The following is an 11,285-nucleotide window of genomic DNA, read 5'->3' as shown; positions in this document are numbered from 1 at the left end:
ATCAACATCCTGGAGCGAGACGGGGACCCCGATATCTCCCTGTTCACCCAGCACACACGGGTGAAGCAGATCCTCCAGGAACGCACCGATCGCCAACGGTCCGGACTGCCCTTGGACCAGGACTCCAGCACCCGGCTCTGCCGCTGCGGAGAGCGAAATATCCGACCAACGCTCAACTCTGAGCAATAAGTAGGAAGCAGGTACTTCTCGCGTGGCTCGAAGGCAACGCCGTCGGGTGCGAGGTCACCCGGCCTCGGGCATGCAGGCGCACGCGGTACGTGCCGGGGCCGAACGGAGTGAGCAGGGGCAGGTCCGGGGCAACATATCCGGTTGGGCCGGGTGTTCGTCGTCGATGCGGGAGACAGGCGGGATGACTCGGATCACTGACTGTCGCGAGGAGGACGTGGCGCTGCTCGACGTCGGGTCCTGCCGTCGTAGTCGGTGACGGCGAATCACGCGCGGCGGTACGGCAGGCCGCGTGCCGGGGTCGGCACATACCTGATCGCCTGGCACGAAGGGCAGCCGGTCGGGACCTGCGAGGTGCGATGGGACGGTTGCGCGGCCCGAGAGGCGCGGGCCGTCGTGGGGAACTGCCCAGAGATCAACGGGCTGTTCGTGTGGCCGGAGCAGCGGCGGGTGGCCGGCGACGTTGGCGTCGCGACCGGACTGCGGCAGGTAGTTCAGATCGGCGAAGAGGACGCCCTCGAACAGTTCCTCCTCGCGGCGTGCGTAGTCGCGCAGCCGCTCGACGGCACGGGTGCCGGTCAGGTCGAAGAACCGCCCGTACGACCGGCCGCCGCGCGCGACCGCGCCGGGGTGAAGCACCGCGCGCCAGTCGCCGCGGTCGATGGCCGCCGCGGACTCGGCCTGGATCTGCAGCCGTGGCGCCACGTCCGCGCGCCCGGCGCCTGGGCGGCCCAGGTCAGCAGCCCGGTCAGCGGTCCGTGACCGGCCGCCGCCCGCTCGATGTCGCCGAGGCGTATGAGTTCTCTGGGTTCTGCCACGGGCCGTGCCATCAGGGTTCGTCCGCACCCTTACATGTGACCGGTCACACTGCTAGGTTGCGAGCGGGCTGTTGGAGTTATCCCCCCCACCTCCAAGGAGTCTCCATGCCGATGCAAAGGCGCACCTTCCTCACCGCAGCGGCCGCGGCCGGCGCCGGCGTGAGCGCGGGCGCGGCGTTCCTCCGACCGCAGGCGGCCAGGGCGCAGAGCACGCTGCTGATCGACGTGAGCGCGCCGATCCGCCCGGTCAGCCGGGTCGCGAACGGCTGTCTCTACGGTCTGGCGCTGCCCGACCGGCCACCGGTCGACCTGATCCTGCCGCTGAAGCTCAACACCCTCCGCCAGCCGCCGCCCAACCACGAGCACTACCCCAACGGCGAGACCGAGCTTGTCGGCGACCCCCTCGACATCGGCGCCAACGCCCTGGAGGCGGGCGCGGTCATCCAGGTCGACATGGCCGACACCTTCAACGGCTTTCCCTACTACTGGGAGGGCTGGGACGACTGGCTGGGCCGGGTGGACCGGATGATCGCCGACCTTCAGGCGCGTCCGGATCTCACCAACATCGCGTCCTGGGAGATCTGGAACGAGCCGGACTGGACCTGGCACGCCGACGCGGGCGACTGGTTCGAGGGCTGGGCCCGCACCTACGAGCGCATCCGCGCGAGCGACCCGTCCACGCCGATCCTCGGTCCCAGCTACTCCTACTGGGACCGCGGAATGATGGGCGACTTCCTCCGTGCCTCGCAGGCCTCCGGCACCGTCCCGGACGAAGTCTCCTGGCACGAGCTCCGCGGCTGGCAGGGCGTCGACGCCCACATCAGGGAGTTCCGCGCCCTGGAGCAGGAGCTGGGCATCGGGCCGCTGCCGATCTCGATCAACGAGTACGCGGCGCCCGAGGAGATCGACGTGCCCAGCACCGTCAACCACTACGTCGCCCAGTTCGAGCGCGAGGGCGTGCGCGACGCGGAGCGGGCGTTCTGGTTCGAGGCGGGGACGCTCAACGGCCTGCTGTACAACAACCAGCCGACCGCCTCGTTCTGGATGTACCAGTGGTACGCGGAGCAGACCGGCGAGATCGTCGGCGTGACCCCGACCGAGTACAACGACGCGGTCGCCGCCTACGACGCCGAGGCGCAGGTGGTCAGCGTCGTCTTCGCGGGCGAGTCGGGCGACAACACGATCCAGGTCAACGGGCTGGCCGACGCCTTCGGCTCGTCGGTTACCGCCACCCTGGAGTACACGCCCGGCTCGGGACGGCAGACCGTCGTCGAGGCGCCGACCGAGGTGTCGACGGAGACCTACGACGTCGCCGACGGCAGCGTCACCGTCCCGGTCGCCGGCCAGGACTCCCAAGGCGCGTACCGCCTCCTCCTCACCCCCGCCTGATCGCTACGGGTCCACACCCAGCAGCCGCCGGGTCAGCGGGGTCATGGCGGCGAGCTGCGCGGCGTCGTACCGCTCGGGCGGCTGCGGGCGGTCGGCGCCGTGGGGGTGAGGGACGCGGACGTGGCGCATGAACTGGGCGATGCGGGTGGCGGGGCGGCGGTGGTGGGAGGCGCCGTGCGGCATCAGGTGGTGGAGGAGGGCGAACGAGCCCGCGGGGCCGGTCACCTGAAACCCTGCTGACCGACCCGACCACGGGTCAACGATCAGCATGGTCGGCGTGATCTTCAGCCAGACAGTCCTGTAACAGACGGTGACGGAGTGGGGAGCCCGGCAGAGGGCTCCCCACTTCGTCACCGTTGCCGCTCAGCACGGTTCCGTATCGGCGCTCGTGCCTGAACCTGATCAACCTGAGCAACCTGAACGGCAAGCCTGGCCGACCCGGGGACCGTAGCCGTGTACGACGGGCAGAGATGCTCGTTGAGATCTCGACCGCCCTCAGCGGAGGTCACGAGGGGTGGTCATCGCGAGGAGCCGATCGGGCCGACCCGGTGCCGGACAGGGTTGCGTGGGTGATGGTCGGTTCCGCTACGACTCGGCTGATCGTGCTTCGCGGCAACTCCGCCTCGGGAAAGTCGGCAGTCGCCGCCGAGGTAGCGCCGTGTCGAGGTCGGCGAGCAGCGCCCACAGCAACGCCTCGCCGACCACCGCCGCCAGGTCCCCGCCGGGCGCGAGGCGGGCGGCGCTGACGTAGACGTCGGCCCCAAGACCGTTCGGGGCTTGGGGCCGGGGCGCGGTGCGGGTCAGGTCAGGCTGAGTAACCCTTTGGCGGGATGAGCGTCGCGAGTTGGTCGAACGACAGCCAGTAGATCTGGTTGCCGCTGAAGGAGGCGGGGTCGGCGATGAGGACCGTGCCGTTGGCGTCGTCGTAGCCGATGACCGTGAAGTAGTGATAGATCGTCTGGTCCGGCGGGTAGCCCGGGGGCTGGTTGCCGGGCGGGGCGACGATGTTGGCCACGATCGGGTAGTTGTTGTCGATGTCCAGGACGACGTCGCTCCACAGCAGGTCCCGCTCGGCCTGGGTGGGCGGGTCGTTCGGCATCTCCTTGGTCTCGTACCAGCCCGTGCCGAGGTGCGCGTTGAGCACGTCGGTGACCTGGCTGATGTGGTCCGTGCCCGCCTCGGTGGTGCCGAGCTGCACGGCGAGATCGGACTGGCTGGGCGGGGCCATGCGCGCGGAGAGCGCGATGCGGGTGGCGGCCGGGCCGCACCAGTAGCCGGTCTCCTGAACCTGGTAGTCGACGTTGAGGGTGTGCGCGCTCGCGGTGTGCTCGCCGGCGACCGATATCCGGCTGCCGGGGTCCTGGTGCCCGCTGACGACGGCCGTGCCGGCCTCGGAGCCGTGGGCGAGCGCCGACACGGTCGGGATCCTGGGCGGCGGCGACGCCTGGGCGGCGCCGGGAAGGGTGAGAGCGCCGACGGCGACGACGGCGATCGCGATGGATACGAGTCTCGTGCGCATGAAGCCCTCCTGGGGCGGGTGGGGGCCGCTGAGGAAGAACCGACTTCGGGGTCGCACTCGGCTGTGTGCGACCGCCGACAAGCGTGGCGCCTCGCTCGCCGTCCGCACAAGCGTTGAAAGCCCTGGCTTACCACGGACTTGGCGCGTGTACTCCGGCTACTCCGGCTACTCCGGAGCCGCCGCGTCAGCGGCGCGCATCAGGGCCCGCCCTTCCGCGGTGGTGACGTGGAAGGACCGCCCGGCCCTGCGGACGGTGGTGACCAGTCCCGCCGCGCGCAGCACCTTCACGTGCTGGCTGACGGCGGGGTGGGTGACGTCCAGGCGACGGGCGACCTCGACGGTGGAGCAGCCGGTGACGGCCGCACGCAGGATGGCAGCCCTCGTGTGCCCGAGCAGCGATGCCAGAGGTCCGGAGCCGTCCGCGTAGCGGCCATCACGGGCATCTCGGGCGTCGCGGGCGTGCCTTGCCCAGCCGTCGGCGTGATGAATGGGATAGACGAGGACGGGCGGCAGCCGCGGGTCGGCGAGGGTGATCGGCGTTGGCCAGCAGAAGAACGACGGCTGCAACGTGATGCCCCGGCCGCGCAGATGCAGCCGCTGACCAACGGGATACGCGACCTCGAGCACGGGAGGCCGCCATCGGAACTTCGGCCCGAGCCCGGCGAGCAGCCCCTCGACGCCGCCGTCGAGCAGGCTGTGCAGCCGGACGGCGCGGTCGGCGTCGATGTGGGCGCGGACGCGCTGCCAGAACGGCGCGAGCGCCTCCAGGTGGTAGGCGTGGACAGCCCGGCCAAGGCGGCGGAGGGTGTCGCCGTCGCCGTCCGCCAGCGACCGTGTCCAGCCCGGGAGTCGACGCGAGTCAACGAGCAGAGCGAGGTCGTCGCGCAGCCGCGTGCGCGGGGTGCGCATCAGGGTGTCGACGGCCGCGCGCAGCGTGGCGTGGTCGCCGGACGTCGGGGTCAGGAAGTCCGGTGAGTAGCCGACGGGCGGCAGCAGGCAGGACAGCAACCGGCCGCTGTCGGAGACCCGTTCCCGCGCCCACCGGCGCCACTCGCCGAACTCCGCCGTGCCATCCCGCCGTTGCAGGGTCTGCACGCTGTTGCTGACCTCCCAGAGAAAGTCAGGTCCCGGCGCCACACGCACCCGCGCGAGATCCTCGGACGTGAAGTACACCCGTAGCATGGCCGCTCCTCTGCCGCGCGCCCGCCGAGAAAACTAGACACCGACCGTCCTCTTGGGAAGCGCTCCGGGACGACCGAGGGGCGCTGGCGCCACCCGCGCCGCCCGCCAGGCGCCGGGGCGCGAGTAATCGTCAAGACTTGTGACGGGGCGGGATGTTGCCTCGCTTTGCGGCCGCCGGCTACTCCTGGGCCATCAACTCCCTCCAATGCCGCCCCGACCCCACCGACCTCCTCCTCGGCGCCCTGGGGGCCCTGTCAACGGCGGACAGATTGTCGATGCCGTGCGTTCCAGTCCTCGCGGCGGGTGCGGTCTTGAAGAGTCACGAGGCATCATCAGGGGTTCACTTGCGTTCGCCCGTCCGGCCTTCGCCTCGCCTGTGACTCCCCGATGACCGGAGTGCTCCTGGGCTTGACGCTCGGCTTCACACCCCGCCGTTACCAGCCACGCAAGCGAGCGCGGGACGGGCCTGGACACTGGCCCGAAGTTCAGCCGACCGATAGATCCTTCACGTGACTTCCTTACTTCCCTGGAGCGACCTCGTGTCGCACACTGAGCGTTCTGGCTGGCCGCAGGGCAGTGGTCCCGATCGAGGCTTCGTCAACGCGACATGATGAAGTCCAGGGCCAAGCCCGAGGCCGTGGTCCAGTAGGTGACACACTGACCGTCATCGGCGAACAACGCCTCGACGCCCGGCACCTCGATGATGATCGGCTCCCCCGCGTTGCTGCCGGGCTCGCGGCCCTGGAGGTCGAGAGTGATGAAGTCCGCCTCGTACTCATCCATGGCGCCACCGGCCACGAGCAGAGCGGCGTGTGCCTGTTCCCCCGGAGCGAGGCTGACGAACTCCTCCGGATCGCTCTCCTCGATCACCGGGGCCGTGGTCTGGGCATCAGCCCCGAGCTGTACGTAGGGGTAGTGGTAGACGGCGCACTGCTCCTCGCCGGTGTTGATGACGGTCAGGAGGACGTGCCTGACGGGATCGCCCTCCCCGTCCTCGTTCGAGGCGGAGAACGACAGATCGTCCTCCGAGCAGGCAGCGACGGCGGCGCCGTCACCGTCGGGCCGGGCCACTCGCGAAGGATTCGGGCTCGGCGGCGCCGACACCGCAGGCCCGGCAGGCGGCTGACGCTCCCCCAGCAGCCGTGGCACCGCCACCGCCGCACCCGCGACCAGCAGCACCGTCACCGTGGCGGCTGCCACCACCCGCCGACGCCGTCCCCGCGCCTCACCACGCTGCCGGATCTGCGCGCCGGTCAGCGAAGGAGACGCCTCACCCTCGACGGCGAGCTCACGCAGTACGGAGCCGAGCTCTTCCCTCCCGCCACCACCTTCAGACATGGCCGTCCTCCCTCACCCGCTCGGTCAGCAGCCCAGCGAGAGCGGCCCGGCCCCGCGACAGTCGCGCCTTGACCGTCCCGACCGGCGCGCCCGTCTCGGCCGCGACCTCCTCCACGCTCATGTCGCACAGATGATGCAGCACCACCGCACGGCGCTGCGCCTCGGGCAACTGCCGCAACGCCGCCACCAGCACCGTGTGCTCCGGCCCCGGACCGGGCGCATGGTCCTGCGGCGGACGCCGCCGCACCAACTCCATCCACCGCCGCGTGCGCCGCCAGCGGCTCACCGCGAGCCGCATCGCCACCGTCCGGACCCAGGCCTCCGGTGCGCCCTGGGCAAGCATGGCGGAGCGCCGGTCCCAGGCCCGCACAAAGGCTTCCTGGACGACGTCCTGGGCCTCGCCGTGATCCCCCGTCAGCGCGTACAACTGCCCTACGAGACGGGGGAAGGCCGTCGCGTAGAAGGCGTCGAACTCCTCCTCGGTCACAAGCGGAAGGAGAGTCCGCCGGGGCATTCGGTTCCCCGCGGAAGATTCCGTGTTTCAGATGCAACCTCCCCGCCCTGCCACGCGTACAGAAACCGACACGGCGCAGCTGGCCCTCAGCTGCCTCAAGGGGAGGAACCCATGCCACGCCACACCCGAGCCCGTACCCTCGCTGCCGCAGCCGCCGGCCTCATCTGCGCGCTGTCTCTCTCGGCCTGCAATGGTGCCGATGAGACAGCGGACCCGGCCGCAACGACGCCCGGAACGACAACGTCTCCGGCACCGGACGGCGGTTCGGACAACACCGATGACGACGGCGAGGACGGCGACGGTGACGGCGCCGCCGTCGCTGCCTGCTCGGAGGACGATCTGTCGTTCTCCGCCTCGAACGAGGACGGGGAGGGCGATCCCGTCAGGCACGTCCTCCTGACCGTCATCAACACCGGCGAGGAGCAGTGCGCCGTCTACCACTACCCCTACGTACAGCTCGGGGCTGATGCCCAGACCACGGCCCCGGTGATCGAGGAGAGCGATCCGGAGGAGTTCGTCAGCCTCGCTCCGGGGGAACAGGCACACGCCGCTCTGCTCGTGGCCGGTGGCGCCATGGATGAGTACGAGGCGGACTTCATCACTCTCGACCTCCAGGGCCGCGAGCCCGGCAGCAACGCGGGGGAGCCGGTCACCGTCGAGGTGCCGGGCGTCGAGGCGTTGTTCGCCGATGACGGTCAGTGTGTCACCTACTGGACCACGGCCTCGGGCTTGGCCCTGGACTTCATCATGTCGCGTTGACGAATGACGAAACCTCGATGCGGAGACAGCAGTCGCGGCCCGCCGCGACAAGTGCCTGGTGCATGCGCTGACTCTGGTCGAGCGCCATCTGCTGGTCCCGGTCACCGTGCACGATCAGAACCGGCGGCGCCTGGCCCAGGTGCTGGTGCAGAGGACTGGCTCGGCGGGCCTTGTCGAGGTCGGGACCGGGACCGGCCGGGTCGGCCGCCAGAAAGGCCGCGTCCGGTGGGTCGCGTAAGATCACGCGCTCCAGCGCGGTCCGGGACAGGCGAGCCGGCAGGTCGGTGGGACCGAAGAAGTCGACCACGGCGTCGATCCGGGCCCGGTCGTCTGAGCCGTTCGCGGTGAGCGCCGCCATGAGCGAGAGGTACCCACCGGAGGACGCGCCCCAGGCCCCTATCGCAACCGTGGCCAGACCGTACGCGCTGCCACGGCCACGCAGCCAGCGGACGGCGGCCTGGACGTCGTTGACGGAGGCGGGGAAAACGCCACCGGGGCCCAGCCGGTAGTCGATGCTGGCAAGGGCGATGCCGCGCCGGGCCATCCCGTGGGCGAGCGGGCCGACGCCGGTGGCGCGGTCCCCGTACAGCCAGGCCCCGCCGTGTACCCACAGGCACACCGGATGAGGACCGCTCCGCGCCGGCACGTACAGGTCAAGGCACAGCTCCTGCCCTGCCACGACGGCGTACTCCAGATCCCGGACCACGGTGACCGTTTCCGCCTGTGTCTCTGCCATGACCGGACTCTATCGAATACCGTTTTCATTTTGGGCGGCCGGCAGGTCCATAAATGAACACGGTTATCGATTGCCCTAACGGCAACTGCGAGTTAGATTGCTCCCGCCAGGAAGGACTGACCCCCAGTCAGCAGCAAGTGGAGGCGAACCATGGATGACGGTCCGTCAGGCCGGACATTGGGGCCAGCGATGAAGGTGGCCGTGGTCGGCGGCGGCATCGGCGGACTCGCGGCCGTTCTCGCGCTGCGGCGCGCCGGGCACGAGGTCGTCTGCTTCGAGAAGGAACCGGAGCTGTCCGAGGCGGGGGCGGGCATCCAACTCGGCCCGAACGCCTCCCGCCTGCTGCACCGTCTCGGCCTGGCCGATGCCCTGACGGACGTCGCGGTACGGCCGGCCCGCCTGCAGACCCGCCGTTGGGACACCGGGGATGTCCTCCAGGAACAGAGCGCGCACCCCGATGTGGAGGCCTTGTTCGGGGCGCCCTACTACACGCTCCACCGTGGCGACCTGCACCGGGTGATCGCCGCCGCGGTCCCCGCCGACGTCGTTCGCCTGGGCGCCCGGTGCACAGGCGTCGTGCAGGAGGAGGACGCGGTCACCCTGGAGTTCGCCGACCACCCCCCGCACCGCGCCCACGTCGTGGTCGGAGCCGACGGCCTGCGCTCCACGCTCCGCCGGCTGCTGGACCCGGAGGAGCCGCGCTTCTCCGGTGAGGCGGCCCTGCGCGTACTCGTCCCCGCCGCCGCCGTTCCGGATCTGGCGACACCACCGACCACCCGCCTGTGGATGGGGCCGCGCATCCACCTCGTCTCCTACCCGGTGTGCGCCGGCACGGTCCTCAACCTCGCCGGCGCGATGCCCGTGGGCGGCACCGGCAGCGCCGGCGTCGAGTCATGGACCCGGGAGGGATCGGTCGAGGAGTTCGCCGCGTTCCTCCGCGGCTGGGATCCGGACGTTCACCGCATCCTCGCCGCCGCCGAGACGACCCTTCGCCTCCCGCTCTTCGACCGCCCACCCCGCCCGCGCACCGGCCACGGCCGCCTCACCCTGCTCGGCGACGCCGCCCATCCCATGCTGCCGTTCTTCGCCCAGGGCGCCGCCCAGGCCATCGAGGACGCCTGGGTCCTGGGCCGCAGCCTCTCCGACGCGACGCCCCAGACCGCGCCGACTGCCCTCCGCCGATACGAGCGGGCCCGCCGTGGCCGCACCCACACCATCCAGCGGCGTTCCGCCCGCAACGGCCGGCTGTTCCACCTGCCGGACGGCCTCCGGCAACGAGCCCGCGACCGCGTGATGCGCCGGGCCGGCCTGTCCTCCTTCCAGTGGCTGTACGGATACGACGCCGACCACGCCCTCGACTGAGCTGCCGGGGAAGCGCTGCACGCCGCCTGGTGAGCCGGTCCACCGCCGACCGCATGCGCAGCGAACTGGTCACCGACGCGCTCACCGCCGCCGCCCGCACACGCGCGGCCTGGCCGAAGCCGTCTTCCACAGCAACCACGCTGAGCAGCATGAGCCGTGACTTCACCAGCTTCGAGGGCGAGTCGGCCGGGTCACGGCGGTCGCGCCGCCGGTGACGGCGGTGCGACCGCCAGCCAGTTCCTGCCGTACGTGGCGTCCGGGCCGTTCCAGTTCGCGGTCGCCGAGGGGCTGCGACGCCGCTGCATGCGTACCACGCCACGCTCCGCGAGGCCCAGCGCGCCGAGGCGAGATCCTGGCCGACGGGCCGGCCGAGACAGGCTTCGGGCACCTTCCGGGGCGGGCCCGCGGGATGCTACAGGCGGGCGGTGAACCGGCCGTCGGGCACTTGCGCAGCCAGTCGCGCTCGGCCGGCTTGGTCAGCTTCCCCCGCAGCGGTTCCAGTCTCCCGCGCACCGCGACATCCACGCCCAGCTCCCGTCCGACGTCCTTGGTCCACACCGGGCCGTCGGATCGGGCCACGACGGCGAGGATCTTCTGGTAGTCGCCCGGCAGGGCGGACTCGGAGGCGACGTCGCCGCGGTGCGGGACCAGCAGCACCGCCCGCCCGGCCACCTGGGCCTTCGCCGGAGCGGTACCGGACTCAGCCTCGGCGGTGGCCCACTGTCGTGGTGTGCCAACTCGGTGACGCATCGTAGGCGGGCGCGAGAGCCTCGTGCAGCCCAACCGGACATCCCCTCGCGCCGACCGGTCAGACGATCTTCGTCGTGGACACGCGCCCCCAGCCAGCCGTGGACACGCGCCCCCCACAGAAGCCCCGCCCACCGCGCGGGGCTTCCGCATGAGCGGCCTCTGCCCGGCGGCCGACCCGGGCGGCACTATGACGGTATGACGAACCCGCAGCAGGCCAACCCCCGCCTGAAGAAGATCGCCATGTGGATGTGGGCCGCCGTCGCCGCCATCGTGGCCGTCGTGGCCATCGGAATCATCGGCGCCCTCGCCGGAGACAGCGACGGTGAGGACAACACACACGCGCCGGCCCCCGACTACGCCATCACCAGCCGAGACACCACCGGCAACAAGCGCAACATCATCGCCGAGGTGGACACAGCCGACGACCTCCGGGCCGTCTTCGACTACATCGCCAACGGCCTCACCGATGAAGCCGGCTACTCCATCATGATCAACTGCTCGACCGGCGGCACCGACGCAGCAGACAACCGGCTCGCGAACGGCCAGGTCGCCATCGGCTCCCTGGGTGCCGCAACCACCGGCCTCGAAGAGGGCGGGACCGAGTTCATGGTCAACGAAGGCCGCACCTGCTCTGCCGAGCAGAACACCACAGACCACCGACATGAACACTGATGAGGACAGCCGCCCGAGGGCCAACCCCCAGACCCTCGGGCGGCACACCACAGGAGGGAG

Annotated in this window: 12 protein-coding genes; 5 read left to right on the top strand and 7 right to left on the bottom strand. The window is 70.8% G+C overall.

Features of this window, described 5'->3' with window-relative positions; genetic code table 11:
- Positions 1 to 243: 243 nt before the first annotated feature.
- Positions 244 to 891 (bottom strand): lantibiotic dehydratase, encoded by a 648-nt coding sequence (locus ACTWQH_RS20700; RefSeq protein ID WP_443288139.1) that lies wholly within the window; start codon positions 889 to 891, stop codon positions 244 to 246.
- 218 nt (positions 892 to 1,109) lie between these two features.
- Between ACTWQH_RS20700 and ACTWQH_RS20695 the strand changes: the two genes are divergently transcribed.
- Positions 1,110 to 2,393 carry an RICIN domain-containing protein gene (locus tag ACTWQH_RS20695; protein WP_443288138.1) on the top strand — a complete coding sequence of 428 codons (1,284 nt, stop codon included), beginning with the start codon at positions 1,110 to 1,112 and terminating at the stop codon, positions 2,391 to 2,393.
- A gap of 3 nt (positions 2,394 to 2,396) precedes the next feature.
- Here the strand turns inward: ACTWQH_RS20695 and ACTWQH_RS20690 are convergent, their stop codons facing one another.
- The 5 genes from ACTWQH_RS20690 to ACTWQH_RS20670 all read right to left on the bottom strand — a co-directional run bounded on the left by ACTWQH_RS20690 (position 2,397) and on the right by ACTWQH_RS20670 (position 6,946).
- Positions 2,397 to 2,618 carry a hypothetical protein gene (locus tag ACTWQH_RS20690; protein ID WP_443288136.1) on the bottom strand — a complete coding sequence of 74 codons (222 nt, stop codon included), beginning with the start codon at positions 2,616 to 2,618 and terminating at the stop codon, positions 2,397 to 2,399.
- A 580-nt stretch (positions 2,619 to 3,198) separates the two neighbouring features.
- Positions 3,199 to 3,912 carry a C39 family peptidase gene (locus tag ACTWQH_RS20685; protein ID WP_443288135.1) on the bottom strand — a complete coding sequence of 238 codons (714 nt, stop codon included), beginning with the start codon at positions 3,910 to 3,912 and terminating at the stop codon, positions 3,199 to 3,201.
- A gap of 165 nt (positions 3,913 to 4,077) precedes the next feature.
- Positions 4,078 to 5,094: an ArsR/SmtB family transcription factor gene (locus ACTWQH_RS20680; protein WP_443288134.1), complete on the bottom strand. Its 1,017-nt coding sequence runs from the start codon at positions 5,092 to 5,094 to the stop codon at positions 4,078 to 4,080.
- Positions 5,095 to 5,691: 597 nt separating this feature from the next.
- A complete protein-coding gene (locus ACTWQH_RS20675; RefSeq protein WP_443288133.1) occupies positions 5,692 to 6,432 on the bottom strand; it encodes a DUF4232 domain-containing protein in 741 nt (246 codons plus the stop codon).
- A complete protein-coding gene (locus tag ACTWQH_RS20670; protein WP_443288132.1) occupies positions 6,425 to 6,946 on the bottom strand; it encodes a SigE family RNA polymerase sigma factor in 522 nt (173 codons plus the stop codon). The genes ACTWQH_RS20675 and ACTWQH_RS20670 overlap by 8 nt, the downstream gene beginning before the upstream one ends.
- Before the next feature lie 111 nt (positions 6,947 to 7,057).
- On the opposite strand from ACTWQH_RS20670, the gene ACTWQH_RS20665 reads away from it, so the two are divergent.
- Positions 7,058 to 7,705, top strand: coding sequence for a DUF4232 domain-containing protein (locus ACTWQH_RS20665; RefSeq protein ID WP_443288131.1), 648 nt, complete (start codon positions 7,058 to 7,060; stop codon positions 7,703 to 7,705).
- Here ACTWQH_RS20665 and ACTWQH_RS20660 read toward each other — a convergent pair.
- Positions 7,692 to 8,441 carry an alpha/beta hydrolase fold domain-containing protein gene (locus ACTWQH_RS20660; protein ID WP_443288130.1) on the bottom strand — a complete coding sequence of 250 codons (750 nt, stop codon included), beginning with the start codon at positions 8,439 to 8,441 and terminating at the stop codon, positions 7,692 to 7,694. The genes ACTWQH_RS20665 and ACTWQH_RS20660 overlap by 14 nt on opposite strands.
- 189 nt (positions 8,442 to 8,630) lie before the next feature.
- Between ACTWQH_RS20660 and ACTWQH_RS20655 the strand changes: the two genes are divergently transcribed.
- The 3 genes from ACTWQH_RS20655 (at position 8,631) to ACTWQH_RS20645 (ending at position 11,225) form a co-directional block, all read left to right on the top strand.
- Positions 8,631 to 9,803 (top strand): FAD-dependent monooxygenase, encoded by a 1,173-nt coding sequence (locus ACTWQH_RS20655; RefSeq protein WP_443288129.1) that lies wholly within the window; start codon positions 8,631 to 8,633, stop codon positions 9,801 to 9,803.
- 29 nt (positions 9,804 to 9,832) lie between these two features.
- Positions 9,833 to 10,018 (top strand): hypothetical protein, encoded by a 186-nt coding sequence (locus ACTWQH_RS20650; RefSeq protein ID WP_443288128.1) that lies wholly within the window; start codon positions 9,833 to 9,835, stop codon positions 10,016 to 10,018.
- A 730-nt stretch (positions 10,019 to 10,748) separates the two neighbouring features.
- Positions 10,749 to 11,225, top strand: coding sequence for a hypothetical protein (locus ACTWQH_RS20645; protein ID WP_443288127.1), 477 nt, complete (start codon positions 10,749 to 10,751; stop codon positions 11,223 to 11,225).
- The last annotated feature ends 60 nt before the right edge of the window (positions 11,226 to 11,285 follow it).

The sequence above is a fragment of the Streptomyces sp. 6N223 genome (assembly GCF_052246635.1).
GTDB lineage: Bacteria > Actinomycetota > Actinomycetes > Streptomycetales > Streptomycetaceae > Streptomyces.
Note: the sequence above shows the minus strand (reverse complement) of the source record. Positions and strands in the feature narration are given on the sequence as shown.

Bases quoted from the DNA above. Each gene is read 5' to 3' on its own strand.
- ACTWQH_RS20665 (WP_443288131.1), top strand. From the start codon at position 7,058: ATGCCACGCCACACCCGAGCCCGTACCCTCGCTGCCGCAGCCGCCGGC.
- ACTWQH_RS20695 (WP_443288138.1), top strand. From the start codon at position 1,110: ATGCCGATGCAAAGGCGCACCTTCCTCACCGCAGCGGCCGCGGCCGGC.
- ACTWQH_RS20670 (WP_443288132.1), bottom strand. From the start codon at position 6,946: ATGCCCCGGCGGACTCTCCTTCCGCTTGTGACCGAGGAGGAGTTCGAC.
- ACTWQH_RS20680 (WP_443288134.1), bottom strand. From the start codon at position 5,094: ATGCTACGGGTGTACTTCACGTCCGAGGATCTCGCGCGGGTGCGTGTG.
- ACTWQH_RS20645 (WP_443288127.1), top strand. From the start codon at position 10,749: ATGACGAACCCGCAGCAGGCCAACCCCCGCCTGAAGAAGATCGCCATG.
- ACTWQH_RS20660 (WP_443288130.1), bottom strand. From the start codon at position 8,441: ATGGCAGAGACACAGGCGGAAACGGTCACCGTGGTCCGGGATCTGGAG.
- ACTWQH_RS20655 (WP_443288129.1), top strand. From the start codon at position 8,631: ATGAAGGTGGCCGTGGTCGGCGGCGGCATCGGCGGACTCGCGGCCGTT.
- ACTWQH_RS20675 (WP_443288133.1), bottom strand. From the start codon at position 6,432: ATGTCTGAAGGTGGTGGCGGGAGGGAAGAGCTCGGCTCCGTACTGCGT.
- ACTWQH_RS20685 (WP_443288135.1), bottom strand. From the start codon at position 3,912: ATGCGCACGAGACTCGTATCCATCGCGATCGCCGTCGTCGCCGTCGGC.